Source organism: Streptomyces sp. BR123, assembly GCF_013401435.1.
In the GTDB taxonomy this organism is placed as follows: domain Bacteria; phylum Actinomycetota; class Actinomycetes; order Streptomycetales; family Streptomycetaceae; genus Streptomyces.
Window position 1 is genome coordinate 17,165 of record NZ_JACBGN010000024.1, and the last position, 22,105, is coordinate 39,269.

The window sequence follows — 22,105 nt, forward strand, 5'->3', positions numbered from 1 at the left end:
CCTGCACGTGCCGGGCCGCCGCCCGTTCAGGCGGCGGCGAGCTCGGCGCTGATGTGGTGGGCCCACCCCTCGATCCGTCGGGGGTTGCGGTAGTCCCCGCCTTTGCCCTGGCGGAGCAGGGATCGGGCGAGCAATCCGGGGGTGCGGGCCGTGACGCTGCCGCCGAAGGTCTTGTGCTCCCGTGCGCCGATGAGCTGCATCTGCCGGGCGACGGCGGGGGTCGGGGGGACCTCCCGCTCCTCGGCGGAGCGGTCGAGCGGGCCGCTGCTGAACAGCCAGACCGGGCGGTGCCGCAGGGAGTCGGCGTTGCGTTCCGCGCAACGCATGGCTTTGCTGCTCCAACGCCCGGCGTAGAGGGCGCCGCCGAGAACGACGGCGTCGTAGTCACGGACGTCGTGGACATCGTTGGCGGGCAGTACGACAGCGTCGAGGCCGTCCTCGCGAAGGGTCCGGCCGATCTGCTCGGCGATGCCCTCGGTGCCTCCGTGCTTGGTGCCGTAGGCGACCAGGACACGCTTGGTGGTCATGACGGGCCTCCTTGTCTCCCCGTGCGGCCTGATGCCACTGTCACGCCGCCGGCGGCGTTTCCGCTTGGGTCGGACGGTTCCCGGCGGGGGCCATTCGGCCCTCCCGTCCCTGCGCTCCTCGGCCGCTTGCCGCTTGCCGCTTGCCGCGCGACGGCCCGTGAGCCGGACAGGAGTCAGCTTCATCCACCGGGTACGCGCGCCGGGTTCCAGCCCGTGGCGGACCCCCGTTACACCTCCGGCTCGATGCCGATCTCCGGCGGTTGCCGAAGCGTGGTGTGGACGGTGCAACGGGCGGCCACGGCCAGGGGGTCGGCCGCGGCGCGGCTCGGGCGGTCCGAGAGGTGGCACGATCACCATGCGCACGGCAGCGACGCGGGCCGGGCGGTCGGCCGCCACGGTGAACTCCGTACGCCCGCGCAGGCCCTTCCGTGGCAGGAAGGCGACGCACCTGGCCAGCGACGCGGCGAACAACTCGGTGGGTGTCGGCGCACGGTCCGTCCCGCCCGCGTCCACAGGCTGGTCGACCAGGAGCCGGTGCCCGCGGATGTCGACGGCGTGCCGGCGACGGGCCAGCGCGCGGTCGATTGCGGTCCGGGCGACGGAGCCCAGGCGTGGTGCCGGAAGCGGACGGTGTTTGCGCCGTCCGACGACCAGGAGTGCGGCTCCGCCGCGGCCCGTGCCGGGACCCTGGCGGGGCTTTCGAGGGCGACGAGCTCGCCGACGGCCGACAGCCCGGGGCAAGTCACCTGGAGCGCTGCCCGCGCTTCGTGCACGAGCTTCTTCGCCCAGTGGTTCTGGTCGAACTCCGAGGGAACGCGTGTCGGTTCGAGAGCCCGCATGGGCCCAGGCATGGAGCGGACGCAGCGTGTGCCGGCCGGTCGGCCTGTCGGCGGCCCAGCGGGCAGCGGGCAGCGGGCAGCGGGCAGCGGGCAGCGGGCAGCGGGCAGGCTCTCCGGCAAGTCGTCGGGCCCCACGGTCACGAAGGGTCCATGGCGCCGGTCTCCTCTCGCGACACCTCTGGAATCACAGTGCACGAATCGCCTGTCCAAGCGGAGCCGGCGCATCGGAACGGCCTGCCTTTGCGCGGCTGTACCCGGCGCCGGCCCAGGGCGATCGAGGAGTGCGCCGCGGGCTCACCGAGTGGCGCAGATCGCCTCCACGAAGTGGCCCACCTGGTCGTCGGAAAGGTGCCGGGCGAGATCGGCTTCGCTGATCATGCCGACGAGGCGGTGGTCTGCGATGACGGGCACACGCCGGATGCGGTGGTCCTGCATCGTGGCCAGGACCTGGTCCGCTCCTGCTTCGGCGTCGACCGTCACGGGCTTGCCCTGCGCGAGCTGCCCGGCCGTCATGTGGGCCGGGTCCTTCCCCTTGGCCAGGCACTTGAGGACGATGTCACGGTCGGTGATGATTCCGTGCAGACGGTCGTCGGGGCCACAGATGGGGAGCGCGCCGACATCCAGCTCGCTCATCCGTCGTGCCGCATCCATGAGCGTCTCGGTCTCCTGCACGCAAGCGGCGCCAGCGTGCATGATCTCCCGCGCGGTTTTCATGTCTGCCTCCTCACATCACCCCCTGTCCAGTCTGGCTTCGGATGCACCCGTCCCGCGCGTCGGGCAGGGTGCTCCTGTGTCCGGACCACCAAGACCGGCCCGAGCGAACGGCGCCCGCGTCTGGCAGGACGGTACGTGGGGCAGCGTCGGCCACGCCTCGCGGTGGAACCGCCTCCCCGCCGGTAACTGAACGGTCCCGACCATCACTTCCTGGTCGTCGGGATCCCCGGCGCGGGGACCCTGCAGCCGAACCCGTAGGCGCGCAGTGACGGGGTGTGTCGGTGGTGCACATCCGGTGATCGAAGGTCTCGTCCGGCATCCGGGCGGCCGTTCGGGCCGGTGAGGAAGCCGAGTTCTGCGACGACGTCCTCGTGGCGCACGTACGGGGCTGACGGGCGACCCGCCATGTTCGGTGTTCCTTCTGCGACGCCGGGACCGGTGGCCCCGAGGGTCTTGTCCGATCGCCGGATCGGACAAGACCCTCGGTGAGCCCGTCACCCTGGCCACCGCACCGGACAGTGCGGCCGAAGCGACCGGCGAGCCCGTCGAGCGTGGGGGCGTTTCCCGGGCCGTCCCGAAGGGCCGAACATCCCGACCCGGCGCGGATCTCGTCGGGGTAGCCGCCGTACCGGGTCCGCGAGGCTGCTCCCGGGCATCCACAGCCGTCGTTCCGTGCCGGCGCGGCGCCCGTGGCGCCCCGGGCCGGATCGCTCGGGGGCCGGTTCCCTGTGGGACCGCCGCGGCAGCGCCCCGAGATGCCGCCGATGCGGCGCTTCGTCGTTCCCGGTCCGGGAACGACGGGCTTCATGGCCGGACCGGCCGGACCGGCGTAGCGTCGTAAGCCCCGCGGTCGCGCAGGCCTCGATCCCTCGCCGAGGCACAGCCACGTGAACCACCGCTGATCGATCGAAGGGCCGGGATGCGATGCCGAGCAGCACGCCCCGCTGCCGCGCGCCGGCAGCCGCTGCGCGGCCGGTCGGCCCGCTGACCGTCGGGGTGGAGGAGGAATTCCTCCTCGTGGACCGCCGGACCAGAGCCCCCGGCAGGACGGGCGCCGGGCGTGCTCGCCGACGCACGGCACGCCCTGGGGGAACGCGCGCATGCCGAGTTCTTCACCGTGCAGGTGGAGGCCTGCACCATGCCGGCGACACGCCTGGCCGACCTGCGCGCCGACCTCGCCCGCTCGCGTCTGGTGACGGCCGACGCCGCAGCCGCCCACGGCTGCCTGCTGATCGCGTCGGGCACCTCACCCCTCGCCCCGCCCACCCCCCTCGTCGTATCGGAGGGTGACCGCTACCGGCGGATCTCCGAGCGCTACGCACCGATGCTCGCGGACCGACCGCAAGCTCTGTGCGGCTGCCACCTGCACGTGGGCGTGGACAGCCGCGGACAGGCCCTGGCGCTCGCCGGCCACATGGGCCCGTGGCTTCCCGTGATCGCCGCCCTCGCCGCGAACTCGCCGTACCTCGACGGCCGCGACACCGGCTACGCCAGCCGGCGTGCCGTGGAGAACACACGATGGCCGACGACGGGTCCCGCACCCCTCCCGGACGAGGCCGGCTACGAACGCACCGTCTCCGATCTGGTACGACGTGGCGTGCTCCTCGACCGCAGAATGCGCTACTGGTACGCCCGCCCCAGCGAGCACGTACCGACGCTGGAGATCCGCGTCGCGGGCTCCAACGCCGAGCTGGACACCGTCGTCCTGCTGGCAGCCCTCGTCCGCGGGCTCGCGGCGACCTTCCTGCCCCGTATCGACGCAGGGTTCCCCCCGCCCCACCCCGACGAGCCGCGGCTGCGGCACGCCTACGACACCGCGGCCCGGTACGGCCTGTCGGAGCCGACCCCGGCCGCCGCGGAGCCGGGCTGGGCCGGACGGTCCCGACTCGGCAGGCTGCTGGCCTCACCGCAACGGCCGAGGCCGCACACGGCGACCTGGCCTGGTGTACGGATGCCGTCGCCCGTTTGCTGGCCGAAGGCCCCGGTGCCGACGGGCAGCGGCGCGCGTACCGGGTCGGCGGCCGGGGTCTGGCCGGCGTCGTGGACCACCTCGCCTCGACCACGGCCGCCGTCGGCGGCTGAGCCGTCCGAGCCACCAGTGGCTCCCCGGTCACCTGGTCCACCCGGACACCGGCGAACCGCGCCCCGAAGGCATGCGGTGCGTACGGTGACCGCTGCTTCGCCGACGCCGTGGTGTCCTCGGAGAGGCCCCACGAACACCTCCCCGACGGCATCGACCACCGCAGCGGGACATGGCCGGCCGACCCACGTCAACGCCGCGACCGACTGCACTCCGACGACTCGCCGCGCTCAGCGACCTGGGAGTGCAATGGGCGCGGTAGGAATGCCAGGGAGGCAAGTCCTCCTCGTACGCCGTGCCATACACCTGCGAAACGACACGAGCCTGCACCGGGTCAAGGACGCGCTCGCAGATTTTCATGGAGTGACATTGACATCCTTCGAAACCCAGACGCCGCCACCTCCTGACGCACCTGCGCCCGCGCCCGCGCGGTGCACCCCGCTCGCCCTGGTCGTCGTCCACGAGTTCACGCTGACCACCGGCATGCTGTTCATCGTGGTCACCGCCGCGCGGTGGATGGCCGGGCCCGGCACGCCGCTGACCGGTCTGCTGCCCACCCTCACGTCCCGGCTGCTGGTGATGGGCCTGCTGGTCGGCGTCATCGTGACAGCCGTGCTCGGCCCGTCCATGCGCCACGAGACCGCCGGTCACCTCAACCCGGCCGTCAGCATCGGCCTGTGGATGCTGCATGTCTTCCCCGGCAAAGCGGTGTTGCCGTTCGTGGTGGCCCAGCTGGCCGGCTCGGTGGCCGGTGTGGCCTTGGCCGATCTGGTGTGGGGCGACGCCGCTGCGAAGGTCGGGTACGCGGCACTGGCGCCTGCCCGAGGATGGGGCTCGGGTGCCGTGTTCGCGCTGGAGGCCTCGGCCATGGCCGTGATCATGCTGATCGTGGCGTTCTTCGGGACCCGCCCCCCGCTCCTGCGGTTCCTGCCGCCGGTGATCGGCGCTTGTGTCACCGCCGTCATCGTCTTCCTCGGACCGCTGTCGGGCGGCGGCGGGAATCCCGCCCGGCAGTTGGGGCCGGCGGTGTTCTCGGGTTCCACCGGTCATCTGTGGGCGTACCTGCTCGCTCCCGTCGCCGGCGCCTCATCCGCAGCGGCGCTCGCCCCCCTCATGCGACGCCGCTGAGCGGCCGTACGCCCCGCGCTGCCCCCTTCGCCCTGCCCCGGCGCCCTCGCGGAGGACAGCCGCCGACGGCCTTGAAGGCGCGTTCCACGCCCGCTCCTTGCCACGCGTCGACGGTGACGGGCGACGGTTCGCGCCCTGGGCACACGCCGTTGGGCGGGTTCAAAGGGTGAAGCGGTCGGGATCGGCCGCTTCCCAGTCGGCTGCCCACGTTTCCGGCGCAGCCGCGAGGAGCTGTCCTGGTGCGAGCCACTCGTGCAGTTCGGCGTAGGAACGGACGGTGTGCGGGTCGACTCGTTGGAGCAGCATGTGGGGGCGCAGTCCCGCCGGGCCGTCAACGCCCATCGCCGCCATGATCTGCAGAGCGCTCCGGAGCGTCGCCTGCTGGTAGCGGCGTACGCGCAGTGCCTTGTCGGCGACGTCGAGGGCCCGGGCGCGCCGCGCGTCCTGGGTGGCGACGCCGACGGGGCAGGTGTTGGTGTGGCAGCGCTGAGCCTGTATGCAGCCGACGGCGAACATCATGGCGCGGGCGGCGTTGGTGTAGTCGGCGCCCTGGACGAGCCGGGAGACGAGATCGCTGCCGGTGGCGACTTTGCCGCTGGCCCCGATACGGATGCGGTCGCGCAGTCCGCTGCCCGAGAGCGCGTTGTGGACGGTCACCAGTCCTTCGCCGAGCGGAAGGCCGACGACGTCAGCGAACTCCAGGGGAGCCGCGCCCGTTCCGCCCTCCGCGCCGTCGACGACGATGAAGTCCGGGGTGGTGTTCTCTTCCAGCATGGCCCGGCACACGGCGAGGAACTCCCGGCGCGAGCCGACGCACAGTTTGAATCCGACGGGCTTGCCCGCGGCCAGTTGCCGCATGCGGGCCAGGAAACGCACCAGCTCGCGCGGCGTGCTGTACACGCGGTGGTAGGGCGGGGAGATGACGGTCCGTCCCCGCGGCACGCCGCGCACCCTCGCGATCTCCGCGTTCACCTTGGCACCCGGCAGGACACCACCGATGCCCGGCTTGGCGCCTTGGCTGATCTTCAGGGACACCGCTTTGACGTGCGGATGTGCGGCCTTCCGGGCGAACTGCCGCTCGTCGAATCCGCCGTTGTGGGTGCGGCAGCCGAAATAGCCGGTGCCGATCTCCCATACGAGATCGCCGCCGGGTCGCAGGTGGTACTCCGACAGGCCGCCCTCGCCGGTGTCGTGGGCGAATCCGCCCAGAGCCGCTCCCGTGTTGAGCGCCAGTATCGCGTTGGCCGACAGGGAGCCGAAGCTCATCGCCGAGATATTGAGCAGAGCCATGTCGTACGGCTGGGCGCAGTCGGGGCCGCCCACGCGGACGCGGGGCGGATCGGTGCGCACCGGCCGCGGCGCCATCGAGGGGGCGAGGTACTCGCTGCCGGGCCGGTACAGGTCGCGTTCCGTGCCGAAGGGCTCCTCGGCGTCGGTGCCCTTGGCCCGCTCGTAGACGATGCTGCGGGTGTCGCGGTCGAAGGGGCGCCCGTCGAAGTTCCGCTCGACGAAGTACTGCTGGATCTCGGGGCGCACTGCCTCCATCGCGAAACGCAGGTGCCCGAGGACGGGGTAGTTGCGCAGTACGGAATGGCGGCGTTGCAGGATGTCGTACCCGGCCGTGAGGAGGGCGAGCACCAGGGGCGGGGCCACGATCCACCAGCCGGGTGAGACCGCGAGAGCGAGGGCGATCGCAGCACAGGCCCCTGCCGCGAGGGCCGACGGCAACAAGGATGTCTTCAGCACGATGCTCGTGTGTCCCCTGTACCGCTCTTTCATGCGACGCGGGCGCCGCGCCGGTCAGGGATGGACCGGTGGGCCGTGCCGGGCCTGACGTCCTTTCAGGGTGAGTGCGGACGTTTGGCGACGGACAGTCGGGTCACACGCGTGGATACGCAAGTACGCCCTCGTGCGGGCCGCTTGCGGAGCGGGCCGCGCCGTACGATGCCGTCCCTTCGGTTTCATGCGGCCGGTACGCGTGTACGACAGGCTGCCGCCCGGGTCCGGAACGGCACCCGAACGCCCCGCTTCCCGGTCTCCTCCCCGGCCGGAATCCGGCAGTGTCCGGCAAGCCCCCGGCGAAGGCGCTCAGACCGTCCTCCCCGGGAAGCGGACCCGCGGCCGCAGCCTGGCGCGCGCGGGCCGTCGACAACGGGGGCGCGCCGGGCTGTCCGGGTCCGGGCGCAGGCGTGTCGGTCACGGTGTCTCCGGTGGGCGGGGGCGGAGGCGGTGCCCCCGCCCATCGTCGGTCCACCAGCATTTCGACCATGTCGTCCATTCGATGCGCGCACGGCTTGTCATCTTCTCGACGACATGTTACAAGAGAGGTACCTGACGCGCACTGGCATCCGCTGCAGACACATCAGGAGGTGTTTTCCATGCTGATGCGCACCGACCCCTTCCGTGAGTTCGACCGCCTCACCCAGCAGCTGCTGGGCTCGGGTACCTGGTCGAAGCCGTCCGCGATGCCGATGGACGCCTACCGCGACGGCGACGCGTACGTGATCGCCTTCGACATCCCCGGCGTCGGCAGGGACGCCATCGACATCGACGTCGAACGGAACATGCTGACCGTCAAGGCCGAACGCCGGCCGGCCCCGAGGTCGGACCAGGCCCAGGTGGAGCTCTCCGAGCGCCCGCTGGGTGTGTTCTCCCGGCAGATCGCGCTGGCCGACACCCTCGACACCGAGCACATCGACGCCGACTACGAAGCCGGCGTGCTGACCCTGCGCATCCCGATCGCCGAGCGCGCCAAGCCCCGCAAGATCGCGATCGGTGACGGCACACGCAAGCAGCTCAGCAGCTGACCGCCCGGCCCCGCCGGATCTGCCTCCTCCCCCAGACGTGCCGAAGGACGGGAGGGCCCCTCTTTGCCTCCCGTCCTTCCCGCCCGTCCGTCGTCTCCGCACCGAGCGCACCGGCGCTGCGATCTGCCGTTCGACCGCCCACGCCCCGTCTGATCGGCCCTTGCAACCCGCCGCCGGCGCCGGCGCACAAGCCCGTCCGTCCTCCCTACCGAAACGAAAGGCACACCCCGTGTTCGACCAGCCCGTCATCCACCGGCCGGCCCCGGACATGACCTACGAGCAGATGCTGCAGGCCGTGCAGTACGAAGGCGCCTACGCCGACCCCGGCCGGACGGCCGAAGCCGTCCGCCGGGTACTCGCCGCCCTCGGCCGCCAGCTGACCGGCCGGGAACGCGCGGACCTGGCCGCCCGCCTCCCCATGGAGGCCGCAGTGTCCCTCACCGCCCAGATCCCCGAGTTCGACCGGCTCACCGGCTGGGGCTTCGTGAAGGACCTCGCCGCCCGCACCGGAACCAGCCCGGCCACCGCCCGCTGGGACACCGGCGCCGTGCTCGCCGTCGTGGCCCGCCTGGCCGGACCCGAACTCCTGGCCCGCATCCTGAAGTCCCTGCCCGACGGGTACGCCCTCCTTTTCGGACAGATCGACCTCACTGCGGCCCGGGCGTCATGACAGGCGGGTGAGGGCCGGGCCGGTCCTTGCCGTCGCCCGCCCGGTTCGGCACGGAGCGCGGTCAGCCCGGAAAGCGGCCCGAGGCGCGCAAGGCCCAGCGGCGTTCGGCGTAGGCCAGGTCGTCACGCCACAGTCGGCCGGCGGCTGCCCGCATCAGGGGCCGCAGGAGAGGGGCGGCTCGGCGGACCGCGGTGAAGCCGGGTCGGTCGGACGTGGCGACGACGGCCTCCACCACCGCCGTGCGGGGCCGGCCCAGGGCATCCGGCCCGAGCGGGGTGGCATGCGTCTCCACGACGGACCCCTCCCCCTCGCCGCCGGCGATCCGCATCACGACCGTGCGCGGCCCGGGCGCCGTGAAGACCGCGCGGACCGGGACGACCAGCCGCCCGGCGACCTTGAAGGAGACGTCCACCCAGAAGGAGTCGTCTTCGTCGGCCTCTTCGGGAGTGCGGACGACGGTGAGGTCCACGAAGGAGTGCGGATGGAACCAGGCCCCGTGCCAGGGGTCGAGGCGGTTGGCCACGACGTCCTCCGGCTCGCAGACGCCCACCGCGGTGTACACGGCGGCAAGCGCCCGGCCCCCCGTCGGACGCTCGGGCACCGGTGGACCCTCGCCGGGCTCCTGCGCGCCGCCGTCCAGGCGTACCCAGAGCAGTACGCCGTCGTCGTGGGCGGGCCAGGGCTCCCAGTCGGCGAACGGCCGTCCGGTCAGGGCCAGTCCGTGCCAGTGGCACACGAGGGTGCCGCAGTGTACGGGGCTGTCGGCCAGGGGGGCTCCCAGGTGGGGGCAGCTGCCCGGCCCGGCCGCGACGCTTCCTGCGGCGTTCCGCCACAGCACCACCTCGCGGCCGGCGACGGTACGGGCCAGCGGCCGGTCGGAGCGCAGGGCGCGGGAGTCCGCCACGGCGTACCAGTCGCCCCCGGGGCGGGCCTGGGCTCGCTTGAGGGCGTCGGCGATCAGGGTGGGCCGGGCCTCACGCCATGTGGGGCGCTGCCGCTCCCAGGCAACCGGGCTGCGGCGCAGGAGGAGCGGCAGGCGGGACCGCCGTGCGGGCTTCACGCCACCTCCCGGTGCGGCGAGGACGGCCGGACGGGGCCGTCGGTCCCCGACGGTTCGGCGGGGAGGGGCGGCCGTGCGGCGGGCGCGGGCGGGCCGCCGCGGGCGCGCCGGGCGGCCGTGCGGGCCGCGGCCGTTCTCAGCACGCCGTCCGCGGCCACGAGGGCGCGGCGCCGCCGGGGGACCACCGCACGCCGGTCGAGCACCGCGTAGCCGGTGGCGGCCACCGCGTCGAGGATGGCGCCGTACAGGACGAACGCCGTACGGATGCAGGGCCGGGAGACCGGGTGGAGCATGGCGAGGCCGGGTGCGGCCCGCCGGTAGGCGGCACGGGTCAGGCTCTCGAACGCCTTCAGCGCGGATGTGACCCGGTTGTCCGTGTGGCCGGTGTCCCGGCAGTGGCGGAGCAGGTCGTGGTGGACGCCGTGGGCTTCGAGGAGGTCCTGTGGAAGGTAGACCCGGCCGCGGTCGAGGTCCTCGCCCACGTCCCGCAGGAAATTGGTGAGCTGGAAGGCGACGCCGAGCTCGGCCGCGTGGGGTGCGGCCTCCTCGCGGAACGTCACGGTGCCGAGCACGGGCAGCATCTGCAGCCCGATCACCGCCGCCGAACCGTGCATGTAGCTGCGCAGGGCCTGGTAGTCCGCATACGAGCTGACGGTGAGGTCGCTGCGCATGGAGGCGAGGAAGTCGGTGAAGAGGCCGGGCTCGATGGCGTGGCAGCGGGCGGTGTGGGCGACTGCCTGCACCACCGGCTCGGTCCCGGCGTCGTCCGCCAGCCCGCGGGCGAGGTCGTCCTCCAGGCGGTCCAGGGCGAGGGCGCGTTCGGCCGGTCCGGCTTCGCTCCCCAGGCCGTCGACGATGTCGTCGGCCCGGCGGGCGAAGCCGTACAGGGCGTGCACTGCGGGCCGCCGGTCGGGGGTGAGCAGGCGGGTGGCGAGGAAGTAGGTGCGGCCGTGCCGGGCATTCAGCTCACGGCAACGGGCGTAGGCGGTCCGCAGTTCCGGATCGGTGATGCCTGCGGCGTCCAGTTCCCTGTGGGTCATGGACAGGCTCCTTGCGGGTGGGGCCGGGGGTTTCGGCCGGGGGACGCGGTCGTGCGGGCCGATCCGGTGATCCGGGCGGCGGCGAGCTTGCCCGAGAGCAGGACGGGAGGCACTCCGACGCCTGGGGTGGTACCGCAGCCGGCGAGAACGGCGTTCGCGGTGCCGCGCACCAGGTTGCGGGGGCGGAACGGGCCGGTCTGGGCGAAGGTGTGGGCCGCGGAGAACGGTGTGCCGGCGGCGTGGCCCCGTGCCGTCCAGTCGGCGGGTGTCACCAGGCATTCCTCCTCGATCGCCGAGGCGATCCCGCCCATTCCCCGGCGGTCCAGTACGCGCAGCAGTTCGTCGCGGTAGCGGGGGCCGAGGGAGTGCCAGTCGGCGGGACCGGGGCCGATGCCGGTGTGGGGGCAGGGCGCCAGGACGTAGTGCAGGTGGCGGCCCGGTGGGGCCAGGGCGGGGTCGGTCGCGGTGGGTCGGGTGATCAGCAGGGAAGGGTCGCGCATCAGCTCGCCGGTGCGGGTGAGCTCGTCGAAGGTGCGCCGCCAGGCATGTCCGAAGGAGAGGGTGTGGTGGGCCAGGTGCGGCCAGGTGCGGTCGCAGCCGGCGTGCAGGACGACGGCCGAAGGGGCGTACCGCAGCCGCACCGGGCGGCGTGGGGTACGGCCCAGGAGGCCGTAGGCCACCGGCAGGTCGGGGGTGAGGACGACGCAGTCACAGGGGATGCGCTCTTCGCCGGTGATGACCGCGGTGATGCGGTCGCCGGTGCGTTCGAGCCGGGTCACCGGGCGGCCGTAGTGGAAGACCGCTCCGGCGGCCTCGGCCGTCTCGGCCATGGCACGCGGCAGGGCGTACATGCCGCCGCGCGGGAAGTGGACGCCGGCGACGGTGTCCATGTAGGCGATCACTGCGTACGCGGCCAGGGCGCGTGCAGGGGGGACGCCCGCGTAGAGGGACTGGAAGGTGAACACGCGGCGCAGCCGCTCGTCGCGCAGGTGGCGGGCGATCTCGGTCTCCCAGCGGCCGAAGCCGCCGAGCAGGGCCAGCCGCAGGAGGCCGGGGCCGATCAGCTGCCGGGGCGAGTCGAAGTCGGCGTCGAGGAAGCGGTGCCGTTCCGCGCGGTACAGCTCGGTCAGCCAGTGCCGCAGTCGGCGGTAGCCGGCCGCTTCGGCGGGGCCGGCGAAGCGTTCCACCTCCGCCTCCATCGCGTCGGCGTCGGTGTGGACGTCCAGTGTGCCGCCGTCGGCGAAGCACGCCCGATAGGCGGGATGCAGGGGGACGAGCTCGACGCGGTCGCGCAGTGAGGAGCCGACCGCGGCGAACGCCTCGTCGGCGATCTCGGGCATCGTCAGCACGGTGGGGCCGGTGTCGATGTGGTAGCCGCCGCGGACCAGCCTGCCGGCGCGACCGCCGGGTCCGGAGTCCCGCTCGACGACCGTCACCCTGCGTCCGGCACCGAGCAGGTGCAGTGCGGCGGACAGACCGGCAAGGCCGGCCCCGACGACGACCACGTGGTCGGTCGGCCCCTTCAAGGTGCCCGTCACCGGCGGACCCCCATGGCTGCGGGGGCGGGCGTCGTGCCTCCGGGCGGGCCGTCGACCGGCTCGGGACGCCGGCCGGGCGCGCCGGCGGTCTCGGCGAGGAGGGCCTGCAGTATCGCCGCGGGGCCCGGCGGGAGGTCGGCTGCGGCGAGGTGGCTCCGCGCCCGGCAGAACAGCCGTTCGATCCTCTCCCGGACCAGGTCGCGGGTGCCGGTGGCGGTCAGGACGTCGCGGACGCGGTCCAATCCGCGCTCGGTGAGGTCTGCGCGGCCCGCCGACTCGTGCAGGACGCCGAGCACGGCTGTGTCACCGGCGACGACGGCGCGGGCCCGGGCCAGGGCCATGAGGTACGTGGGCTTGCCGGCGCGTACGTCGCCGCCGGACGGCTTGCCCGTGGCGTCGGGGTCCGCGAAGAGGTCGTCGAGGTCGTCCCGCAGCTGGAAGGCGAGGCCGGCGCAGCGGCCGGCGCGGCACAACGCCCGTGTGACCGCCGTGTCGGCCCCGGCGAGGGCGGCCCCGAGTTCGAGCGGGCGGGCCACCGTGTACAGGGCGCTCTTGAGGCAGGCCGCGTTGAGCGCGCGGGGGACCGTCAGCTGTGCGGTGGCCTGGCCGTGGACGTCGAGGTACTGCCCAGCGACCATCTCCGTCCGTGTGGCGCGCCAGAGGTCGCGGACGCGGTGCACGGCACCGGGAGGCAAGGTGCCGCCGTCCAGGAGGAGGTCCGTCATGACGTCGTCCGACCAGGCGAGCGCCAGATCACCGGCGAGCACGCCGGCCGCGTCGCCCAGCCGGCGCGCCCCGCCGCGGGGGGCGCCTGCGTACCGGGTGGCGCCGGCGTACTGGCGGGCGACGGCAACGTGGAGCGCCGGGCGGCCCCGGCGCGTGTGCGCGGCGTCCATCAGGTCGTCGTGGAGGAGCGCGCAGGTCTGCAGGAGCTCCATTGCCGCACCGGCCTGCAACGCCGCCCGGGTCTGGTCCCGGTCGCCGCCTCCGCAGGCGCGCAGCGCCCACCACAGCAGCCGGGGGCGGACGCGGTGTCCGCCGTGCAGGGTGAAGTCCGTGACGCGCCGGGCCAGGTCCTGGACGAAGAGGGCACCGCGCCCCTCGGCGTCCGCCAGCCGGGTGGCGAGCAGGTGCGCCAGGACCGTCCGGACCGCCATGGTGACGTCGGCGTCGACGGCGGCCGCATCGGGGCAGGCTCCACCGGTTCGAGAGGCGTCGTCGGCAGCCGCCGGGTGCGGGTGGTCTGCGGTCTCGCCGGCCGGCGGCCCGGCCTTTGCCATCGGTGGCCGAGGTGGCGGCGCGCCCGGCAGGCCTGCTGCTGCGGTGGGCGCGGCCGGGGCCGTCCGCAGGGCGCCCGCAGGGGGCGGCGCATGCCCGAAAGTCAGCTGGGTGGCGCTCATCCGGGTGGAGCTCATCGCAGATCCTCTCGGCCGACGGCGCATTGCTCGTCAACACACATTCCGCGCGGGGCACCGGACCGGATGCGCCGATCGGTTGACGAGTTCGCGGTGCCGGTGTGGTGCAGCGTGACGACACCGTGCGCCGCATCCGTTCGCCCTGTCCGGCCGGAACACTGGACGACAGCGGGTGACGTCCGGGAGAGCGGACCGGCAAGAGGGAGGAGCGGACGTGGAGTGCAAGGCCGATGTCGCCCTGGTGGGGGCTGGGGCAGCCGGTCTGTCCCTGGCGTTGCGGCTGGCCCGGCCGCCTGCGGGCGCCGCGCGACTGGAGACGGTGCTGTTCGCCGCCCCTCCGGGACCGGCCCGCGCCGCCCCGCGGACCTGGTGTTTCTGGGAGCCGGGTGGCGGCCCGTACGACGAGGCGCTCGCCGCGTCCTGGCAGCTGCTCCGTGTGCGCGGCGTCGACGGCACGGCGGTGACCTCGGCCATTGCGCCGCTGCGCTACAAGATGCTGCGTTCGGACGCTCTGGAGGAACTGACCGGGCGTGAGATCGCTGCGGGCGGCCGGGTGTCACGCGTGGAGGCTGCCGTCCACAGGATCACGCCGACGCCGGACGGCTCCCTGGTGGAGGCCCGCCGTGCCGATGGCGGCCGCATCGCCGTCCGCGCGCGATGGGTGTTCGACTCCCGTCCTGCCGACCGCCTCCCGCCCGCCCGGACGACGCTGCTGCAGCACTTCCGCGGCTGGTTCATCCGTACGGCGCGGCCGGTTTTCGACCCCTGCGCAGTGGAGCTGATGGATTTCCGCACACCGCAGCCCGCGCGCGGGCTCTCCTTCGGCTACGTGCTGCCCCTCGGCTCCTGCGAGGCTCTCGTCGAGTACACGGAGTTCTCCCGCCGGGTCCTCGGACGCGCCGAGTACGACCGGGCGCTGGGGCACTACGCGGAGCGGGTGCTCGGTATCGACGCCTATGAGGTCACCGCGTTCGAGCAGGGAGTGATCCCGATGACGGACGCCGACTTCGCCCGGCAGAGCGCGCCGGGCGTGTTCCGGATCGGGGCCTGCGCCGGCGCCACCCGACCGTCGACCGGGTACACCTTCAGCGGAGTGCAGCGGCAGACCGGCGCCGTGGCCGCCGCCCTGCACTCCGGGAGGCATCCGCTGCCGCCCCGGCCGTACTCCGCCCGCGCCCGCCTCATGGACGCGGTGCTGCTGCACGCTCTCGACAGCGGCCGGGTCGACGGCCCCGCCTTCTTCACCCGCCTGTTCGGCCGCGTCCCCGCACCGCGGCTGCTGCGGTTCCTGGACGGCCGTACCAGCCTGCCGGAGGACATCGGCATCGGAGCGCACGTACCCGTTGCCGCGATGCTCGCGTCCGCCGTCACCCTCCCCCTCGCCCCGCGCCGGCGCCTTCCCGCCGCCTGACCGACACCGGAGCCGAAGTCGTATGCCCCTCCTGCGTGACGCCGACCTGGCCGCCGCCTTCGACCACGCGGCCCGCAGCTACAACGCCCTGGTCGCGGCCAATCCCGGGTACCACGCCCACCTGCGCCGCTCGGCCCGGCGGCTCGGCCTTCCGCCGGACGGCAGGCGACTGCGGGTGCTGGATCTGGGGTGCGGCACGGGGGCGTCCACGGCTGCGTTGGCCGAGGTGCTGCCCCACGCGGACATCACGGCGGTCGACGCCTCCGCGGGCATGCTGCGGCGGGCGGCCGCCAGGTCGTGGGCGCGGCCGGTGCGGTTCGTGCACGCACCGGTGGAGCGGCTGGACGAGGCGGGGGTGAGCGGCCCGTTCGATGCGGTCTTCGCCGCGTACCTCCTGCGCAACGCCGCCGACCCGGACGCAGTGCTCGCCTGCGCCCGTCGGTTGCTCGCGCCGCACGGCCGCCTGGCGGTGCACGAGTACGCGCTGAGCGGGCGGGCCGCGCACCGGGCGGTGTGGAGCGCCGTGTGCGGGGGGCTCGTGCTGCCGGCGGCCACGCTGCTCGGCGACGGGCCCCTGTTCCGGCACCTGTGGCGCAGCGTCGTCACCTTCGACACCGCGGACTGCCTGGGCTCGCGGGTGGCGCGGGCCGGTTTCGAGCGGGTGCGGGTGCTGCCGCTGCCCGGCTGGCAGACCGGCATCACGCACACCGTGGTGGGCCGTCGGCCGGCATACGGGCCGGAGGCGGCCGGCAGCGGGAAGGAGGACGGCGAGGGGGCCGGGGCCCGGCCCCTCGGCGAGGGGCCGCAGAAGACGAGAGCCGGCAGTCCGACCGTCGGGAGGAACCCGGCGACAGGCACGGAGCCGAGGAGCGAGGAGGACCCGCGATGACGACCGGCACCCCGCGGCGCACGCCGCGCCCCGGCCGGGACCGGCTGGCGCGACCGGTGCCCGCGCCGCCCGGAGCTGCCCGCGCCGACCCCGCCACCGCACCGCACGCCGTGGTCGTCGGCGGCGGCATCGCCGGCCTCACCGCAGCCACGGCCTTGGCCGAGCGCGGGGTGCGGGTCACCCTGTTCGAACGCGAGGAGGTGCTCGGGGGCCGGCTGGCCGGCTGGCGCACCCGGCTCGCCGACGGGAGCACGGTGACGATGAGCCGGGGCTTCCACGCGTTCTTCCGCCAGTACTACAACCTGCGGGCCCTGCTGCGCCGCACCGACCCGGCCCTGACCCGGTTCACCGGCCTGCCCGACTACCCCCTGTGCCACGCGGGCGGCGGCCGCGACAGCTTCCGGCACGTACCGCGCACGCCGCCGCTGAGCGCGCTCGGCTTCGCCGCGCTGAGCCGCTCCTTCCGGCTGCGCGACCTGGCCCGTGTCAACGCCCGGGCGGCGATGCCGCTGCTCGACGTACGGGTGCCCGGCGTGTACGACCGGCTCGACGGCACGAGCGCCCACGACTTCCTGGAGGCGATCCGATTCCCGGCGCCCGCGCGGCACCTGGCCTTCGAGGTCTTCTCGCGCAGCTTCTTCGCCGACCCCCGCCGGCTGTCCGCGGCGGAAATGGCGCTGATGTTCCACATCTACTTCCTGGGCTCCTCCGAGGGGCTGCTCTTCGACGTGCCCGACGAGCCGTTCCCCCAGGCCCTGTGGGAGCCGCTCGCCGGCCACCTGACCCGTCGCGGGGCCGAGCTGCGTACCTCGACCGCGGTCGAGGCGGTCACGGCCCGGCCCGGCGGCGGCTTCACCGTGGCCGACGGCAGCTGCGAGCATCGATGCGACGCCGTGGTACTGGCCCTGGACACAGGGGGCCTTCGGGCCGTGGTGGACCGTTCGGGGACACTCGGTGACGGACTGTGGCGCGAGCAGGTGGCGCACCTGCAGTCCGCGCCTCCCTTCCTGGTCTCCCGACTGTGGCTGGACCGGCCCGTGCGCGGCGACCGGCCCGGCTTCCTGGGTACCGGCGGATACGGACCGCTGGACAACGTCAGCGTCCTGAACCGGTGGGAAGGGGAGGCCTCCCGCTGGGCCGCTCGGACGGGCGGATCGGTGGTGGAGCTGCACGCCTACGCCCTGTCGGGGGACACCGATCGAAAGGTGCGGCAGAAGGAGCTCTTGGGTCAACTGCACCGGATCTATCCGGAGACGCGGTCGGCTCGGGTGGTGGACGCCCGCCACGAGTGGCGTGCCGACTGCCCGCTCTTCCCGGTCGCCGGGTACCGCGACCGGCCCGGCGTACGCACCCCCACACCGGGCCTGGTGATGGCGGGCGACCACGTGCGCACCGGTCTGCCGGTCGCTTTGATGGAACGGTCCGCGACCAGCGGTTTCCTGGCCGCCAACGCCCTGCTGAGTGCCTGGGGCCTGCGCGGGCATCCGCTGTGGACGGTGCCGGACCGGGGCCGTGACGCCGTCCTGCGGTGGGCGGCGCGCAGGGCACACGGCCGATGACGCGGGCCGGTGCGCCCCCGCGGGGCGCCGGGCGCCGTGCCTGCGCTCGACGCCGTGGGACGGGCGGTGAGTACACCGCACCCGAGGGCGCCGGAGCTCTCAGCGGAGGGATTCGGGATCCGTCGGCTCCAGGTCCTCCAGGGCGGGGCCCTGGAGGACCGTGCCGTCGACCGCGAACCGCGAGCCGTGGCAGGGGCATTCCCAAGTCCGCTCCGCGTTGTTGAAGCAGACGAGGCACCCCATGTGGGTGCACACGGCAGACACGGCGTGCAGCTGTCCTCCGTCATCGCGGTGGACGGCGTACGGCCGCCCACCGGACCGGACCACCGTTCCCTCTCCGGGCCCCAGCCCGGCAACGGGACCGCGAGTGCCGTCGCCCAAGGTCCGCACCCGGTCCTGGAGGGCATGCCTGCCCACGTCCCACTGCGCCTTGAGGAAGGCCGCCGCTTCGCGCACGACCGGGCCGATCCGGCCCGGGTCGTAGAGACCGGCCCACGGCTCGGGGGAACCGCCGATGATCGAGGCGAGCAGCCGGCCGGACAGGACCCCGCCCGTCATGCCCCAGCCGCCGAAGCCGGTGGCCACGTACACCCGCTCGCCCGCGGCCGGCAGCGGACCGATCAGGGGGAGCGTGTCGGTCGAGGAGTTGTCCTGCGCCGCCCACCGGTGCGTGATCACCACACCGGGGAACCTGTCCTGCGTCCAGGCCTTCAACCGCCGGTACCGCACGCTGACATCGTCGTCCGAGCCGGGTGTGAAGGCTTCACCGGACACGATCAGGAGCCTCCGCCCGGCCTCGAACGGGGCGGTGCGCACGGAGCGGGTGCCGCTCTCGCCGGTGATGTACATGCCACCGGGATCGGCCTCCCGGGGCAGCAGGCCCGCCACGACGAGGTCGCGGTGCTGGGTGAGCCGTGTGGCCAGCAGGGCGTGGTCGAACAGCGGGTGGTGGGTGGCCACCACCACCGTGTCGGCCGTGACGGTCGCTCCGGAGGCAGTGGTCAGGTGGTGCGGTTCCCCCCGGCCGAGACCGGTGATCCTCGAGTGCTCGTAGATGCGGCCCCCTCGGGCGGTCAGGTCGGCGGCGAGGCCCAGCAGGTATTGCAGGGGGTGGAACTGCGCTTGTCCGGCAGCCTTCACCGCGCCCGCCACCGGGAAGGGCAGGCCCGTCTCCGTCACGAAGGACGCGTCGAGTCCGGCCGCCCGGGCGGCCTCCGCCTCGGCCCGCAGGTCCGCGACACCTGCCTCCTCCTCGCAATAGGTGAAGGCAGGGCGGTCTTCGAGGCCGCAGTCGAGCCCCAGCGCTTCGGCCGTGTCCCGGACGTGCACGAGGGCGGCGCTGTGTGACCGCGCGTACTGCGCCGCGGCAGCCTCGCCGTGGGTGTCGCGCAGCTTCGCGTACACCGTCGAGTGCAGGGCGGTGAGCTTTCCGGTCGTGTGGCCGGTGACGCCCGAAGCGGTCCGTCGTGCTTCGAGCACGATCACGCTGCGGCCGGTCCGGGCCAGCTCCCATGCGGTGCTGAGACCGGCGATACCGCTGCCGATGACGGCGACGTCCGCCTCGGCCCTCCCCTCAAGGGCGGGGCGGGGAGGCATCGGCGCCGTCTTCATCCAGTACGAGGCCCATTGCGCAGGGGCGTCATCGTTCATGTGCGGCGGCTGCCCGGAAGCGGCCGCCGCAATCGTGTCCGTGGGATCCGCAGCTGCCCGACCGGCCGAAAGCCACCGCGGCCCGCTCGGCGGGCGCCGGGGCCACTCGCGGCGTCCGGTGCGGCGTCGCGGGGCGGAGGGCCGCAGCTCGTACTCGGCCCTGGCGCTCCGCGGTCTCGGCCGCCGCCCTGCGGACCCCGTGCGGGGGCTGGGCCGCCGGTGCCGCGGAGTCACTGCCCGGGCAAACGCACGGCCCGGGCAAACGCTCTATTCGGCGCGGTGGGCTTTGTGCGGGGCTACCTGCAGTTGCGCCCATGCCGGGAGTCGGGTCCGGCCCGTCGACTGACGGGCGCGTTCCAGCGGACCGTCGCACAGCCCTTCCAGGACGGGGCCGGGCTCGCCGTCGGGATCGAGGGTGAGATGGAGGTGTGCCACCGGGTGCCCGGGGGAGCCGTCCATCCGTGCCCGGGCTCGTCGGACTCCGGGCTGTTGCCGGGCGTCGGCGGCCAGGACGTCTCCGAGGGCGCTCTCGCGCAGTTCCACACTCGCCAGGTCGGGTGGTCCTCCGAGCGGTATGCGGCCGGGGTGACGGCGGCGGAGCTGTGTCAGCAGCCACCACAGGGCGAGGAGGAGGACGATGGCGAGAGCGGCAATGACCGCAGGCCACCACCATCCTTCTCCGGTCCAGCGCGTGCGGTCGGCGTCGCGGAGGAGGACGTCGCGGGGAGTGGTCGGCCAGCCCTCTGCTGCTGTCAGGTGCCAGCGCCGGTACAGGTCGAAACCGCCGGCGAGGATCAGGAGGCCTGCTCCGAGCAGAACCGCTCCCGTCAGGGCGAGCAGGACCCGGTTGACTGCGGATTTCCTCTTCATGGGATCCGTTTCCTGTCTCTGCATGCCCGGCGAGGGCCCGCAGACGAGTCACTTCCGGCGTGCTCGGACGCGAACGGCAAGCGAAGGCCGGTGGGCGAGGGTGAGCCGGTCGAGTTCTTGCCCCAGCGCGGCCAAGAGGTCGGCTCTGACTCCGGAGGGGTCACGGAAGCGCACGTTCGCGCGTGCGCCGACGCGGTGCCGGCCCATCCGGATCCTGACGCCGCTGACGCCGGGGACCCGCATGGCGGCGTCCCTCAGAAGCAGAACCGCTGACTGGCGATCCAGCACGGCCCCCATCTGTGCGTCGGGAGTTCTGAGGGGCGTCCGGTGACGCAGGCCCGGCGTTGCCGCCAAGACGATCAGCCAGAGGCCGAGGACGGCGATGGCGGCGGCGCCGATCCGTATCCACGGGTCATCCAGCGGCCGGGTCGCCAGTTCGTCGGCGAGGCGGCTGCGCCAAGCGGCGGCGGGCAAACCGGCCCGGACCCTTGCGACGTCGTACAGGAGGATCCCGGAAGCGGCCCCGATGACCAGGGCCGTCAGCGCGGCAGGGATCCGTCGTGCAGACCATGGTCGACGCGTGAGGTGCGTGCCACGGGGGTGCGGCCCGCCCGAAGGCTGCTTCGTTACCTGTCCCACCGTGCGGGAAGTGACCTCGTCGGACCGGGGCGGCTGCTCCATATCGGCCGGGGGGGCTTGGTCACGCCTCATGTCGGCTCTCCTTTCGCGGTGGGACCGCCGTCGGGCTCAGTGCACACGTCGGTGCTCCAGCCCCTCGGAGAGGACCAGGTGCTCAATGGCGAGAGTGACCTCGGTGATGCGCATTCCGGTCAGTTGGGCCACTCGCTCGCCGACGTGGTTCTGCACGGCGCGGGAGGCATCGGCGAGGTTCGTCGGGTAGGGCAGGTCCAGGGTCAGGCCCAGCCGCGCCGTGCCGCCGCCGACCGTGGCCGAGGCGTGCGGAGGGGCGAGCTCTGCGTGGAGAGGTGAGGTGGCGGCGTGTTCGGCCAGAGCCTCCTGTGCGGCACGGACCGCGATGCGTGCCACCACCTTTTCGGGTATCACCGTGGCACCGCGTTCGGCCGCCGGTACGACCGGCGGGGTCGGCGGGGTCGGGGGTGCTGCTCCCGCAGGCGGAGCAGCGGCAGGCCGGGAGGTCACCGCCGGTCCCGGGAACCCGCAAAGTCGGACATCTTCAGGTCGCCCTGGAGCATGCGGCCGGCCACGAGGCCCGCGAGGCCCAAGAACATCACGAGCAGGAACGCCCAGAACCCGCCGAAGAATGCTGCGAAGCCCAGGGCCATGCCGGCAAGCAGGCCTGCGGTTGCTGCGCTCATCTCACTCACCTGTTTTTCACGTAGATCGCTGCTCGCCCGGGCGGTGCCGGGCAGGTTGCGGATCACTGCACGCGGCCCTCGCCCTCCTCTTCCTCTTCATCGGGAAGGTGGACGTCGCCGACGGCGATGTTCACTTCGACGACCTCCAGTCCGGTCATGCGCTCCACAGCCGTGATGACGCTGGTTCGGGTGTCGGCGGCGATGTCCACGATGGAAACGCCGTACTCGACGATCACGTCGAGATCAATGGCGGCTTGCCGTTCGCCCACCTCGACCTTCACACCGCGACTCACGCTGGGACGGCCGCCGGGGACCTTGTCCGTCACCGCACCGAGCGTGCGGGCCATACCGGAGCCGAGGCTGTAGATGCCCGGAACCTCGCGGGTGGCCATTCCTGCGATCTTCTCGACCACGCTGTCGGAAATGGTCGTCCGACCCCGGGTCTCGGGCGGCGTCCCCGCGTTGGTGCGGCTCTCGGGAGCCGTCCCCTCGGGGCGCGGCTCACTCCCCTCCCCGGTGGGGTTGATCGTGTCCGACATGAGGGCCTCCACAAGGTGTCCGTCCCGGGCGC

Annotated in this window: 19 protein-coding genes; 6 read left to right on the forward strand and 13 right to left on the reverse strand. The window is 73.5% G+C overall.

Translation table 11 applies throughout. The annotated features are described in order from the left end of the window. Positions 1-26: 26 nt before the first annotated feature. Together HYE82_RS06390 and HYE82_RS06395 are read right to left on the reverse strand one after the other, a co-directional pair. Positions 27-527: a flavodoxin domain-containing protein gene (locus HYE82_RS06390; protein ID WP_179172946.1), complete on the reverse strand. Its 501-nt coding sequence runs from the start codon at positions 525-527 to the stop codon at positions 27-29. A gap of 1,133 nt (positions 528-1,660) precedes the next feature. Then, positions 1,661-2,080, reverse strand: coding sequence for a CBS domain-containing protein (locus tag HYE82_RS06395; RefSeq protein WP_179172947.1), 420 nt, complete (start codon positions 2,078-2,080; stop codon positions 1,661-1,663). Positions 2,081-3,140: 1,060 nt separating this feature from the next. Between HYE82_RS06395 and HYE82_RS06400 the strand changes: the two genes are divergently transcribed. Further along, positions 3,141-5,288: a YbdK family carboxylate-amine ligase gene (locus HYE82_RS06400; protein ID WP_179172948.1), complete on the forward strand. Its 2,148-nt coding sequence runs from the start codon at positions 3,141-3,143 to the stop codon at positions 5,286-5,288. A 159-nt stretch (positions 5,289-5,447) separates the two neighbouring features. Here HYE82_RS06400 and HYE82_RS06405 read toward each other — a convergent pair whose 3' ends face one another. Next, a complete protein-coding gene (locus tag HYE82_RS06405) occupies positions 5,448-7,034 on the reverse strand; it encodes an FMN-binding glutamate synthase family protein (RefSeq protein ID WP_309144218.1) in 1,587 nt (528 codons plus the stop codon). A 632-nt stretch (positions 7,035-7,666) separates the two neighbouring features. Here HYE82_RS06405 and HYE82_RS06410 point away from each other — a divergent pair. Further along, positions 7,667-8,095: an Hsp20/alpha crystallin family protein gene (locus HYE82_RS06410; RefSeq protein ID WP_179172950.1), complete on the forward strand. Its 429-nt coding sequence runs from the start codon at positions 7,667-7,669 to the stop codon at positions 8,093-8,095. Between the two features lie 229 nt (positions 8,096-8,324). Further along, positions 8,325-8,765 (forward strand): DUF2267 domain-containing protein, encoded by a 441-nt coding sequence (locus tag HYE82_RS06415; protein WP_179172951.1) that lies wholly within the window; start codon positions 8,325-8,327, stop codon positions 8,763-8,765. 61 nt (positions 8,766-8,826) lie between these two features. Here HYE82_RS06415 and HYE82_RS06420 read toward each other — a convergent pair whose 3' ends face one another. From HYE82_RS06420 to HYE82_RS06435, 4 genes are read right to left on the reverse strand one after another with little or no spacing between them, the layout of a single operon-like run. Continuing rightward, the gene (locus tag HYE82_RS06420) at positions 8,827-9,825 is read right to left on the reverse strand and encodes a DUF5914 domain-containing protein (protein ID WP_179172952.1); all 999 of its coding nucleotides are present in this window, start codon (positions 9,823-9,825) and stop codon (positions 8,827-8,829) included. After that, positions 9,822-10,865, reverse strand: a complete 1,044-nt coding sequence (locus HYE82_RS06425; RefSeq protein WP_179172953.1) for a phytoene/squalene synthase family protein — start codon at positions 10,863-10,865, stop codon at positions 9,822-9,824. Before HYE82_RS06425 ends, HYE82_RS06420 begins: the two co-directional genes overlap by 4 nt. After that, positions 10,862-12,403, reverse strand: a complete 1,542-nt coding sequence (gene crtI, locus HYE82_RS06430; protein ID WP_179172954.1) for a phytoene desaturase family protein — start codon at positions 12,401-12,403, stop codon at positions 10,862-10,864. Before crtI ends, HYE82_RS06425 begins: the two co-directional genes overlap by 4 nt. Next, positions 12,400-13,818, reverse strand: a complete 1,419-nt coding sequence (locus HYE82_RS06435) for a polyprenyl synthetase family protein (RefSeq protein WP_256986961.1) — start codon at positions 13,816-13,818, stop codon at positions 12,400-12,402. The genes crtI and HYE82_RS06435 overlap by 4 nt, the downstream gene beginning before the upstream one ends. Before the next feature lie 214 nt (positions 13,819-14,032). Between HYE82_RS06435 and HYE82_RS06440 the strand changes: the two genes are divergently transcribed. From HYE82_RS06440 to HYE82_RS06450, 3 genes are read left to right on the forward strand one after another with little or no spacing between them, the layout of a single operon-like run. After that, entirely contained in the window at positions 14,033-15,229 is a 1,197-nt protein-coding gene (locus HYE82_RS06440; RefSeq protein WP_179172955.1) for a lycopene cyclase family protein, read from the forward strand. Positions 15,230-15,251: 22 nt separating this feature from the next. After that, entirely contained in the window at positions 15,252-16,118 is an 867-nt protein-coding gene (locus HYE82_RS06445) for a methyltransferase domain-containing protein (RefSeq protein WP_179172956.1), read from the forward strand. Then, positions 16,115-17,677: an NAD(P)/FAD-dependent oxidoreductase gene (locus HYE82_RS06450; protein WP_179172957.1), complete on the forward strand. Its 1,563-nt coding sequence runs from the start codon at positions 16,115-16,117 to the stop codon at positions 17,675-17,677. The genes HYE82_RS06445 and HYE82_RS06450 overlap by 4 nt, the downstream gene beginning before the upstream one ends. A gap of 99 nt (positions 17,678-17,776) precedes the next feature. Here HYE82_RS06450 and HYE82_RS06455 read toward each other — a convergent pair whose 3' ends face one another. The 6 genes from HYE82_RS06455 to HYE82_RS06480 all read right to left on the reverse strand — a co-directional run bounded on the left by HYE82_RS06455 (position 17,777) and on the right by HYE82_RS06480 (position 22,073). Further along, positions 17,777-19,327 (reverse strand): FAD-dependent oxidoreductase, encoded by a 1,551-nt coding sequence (locus HYE82_RS06455; RefSeq protein WP_179172958.1) that lies wholly within the window; start codon positions 19,325-19,327, stop codon positions 17,777-17,779. Between the two features lie 267 nt (positions 19,328-19,594). Further along, positions 19,595-20,197 (reverse strand): alkaline shock response membrane anchor protein AmaP, encoded by a 603-nt coding sequence (locus HYE82_RS06460; RefSeq protein WP_179172959.1) that lies wholly within the window; start codon positions 20,195-20,197, stop codon positions 19,595-19,597. Positions 20,198-20,245: 48 nt separating this feature from the next. After that, positions 20,246-20,908, reverse strand: a complete 663-nt coding sequence (locus HYE82_RS06465; protein WP_179172960.1) for a DUF6286 domain-containing protein — start codon at positions 20,906-20,908, stop codon at positions 20,246-20,248. A 36-nt stretch (positions 20,909-20,944) separates the two neighbouring features. Beyond that, a complete protein-coding gene (locus HYE82_RS06470; RefSeq protein WP_218782315.1) occupies positions 20,945-21,247 on the reverse strand; it encodes a hypothetical protein in 303 nt (100 codons plus the stop codon). A gap of 107 nt (positions 21,248-21,354) precedes the next feature. After that, complete coding sequence (locus tag HYE82_RS06475; protein WP_179172974.1) at positions 21,355-21,534, reverse strand: hypothetical protein; 180 nt, start codon at positions 21,532-21,534, stop codon at positions 21,355-21,357. Between the two features lie 62 nt (positions 21,535-21,596). After that, positions 21,597-22,073, reverse strand: coding sequence for an Asp23/Gls24 family envelope stress response protein (locus tag HYE82_RS06480; protein WP_179172962.1), 477 nt, complete (start codon positions 22,071-22,073; stop codon positions 21,597-21,599). Positions 22,074-22,105 lie beyond the last annotated feature (32 nt).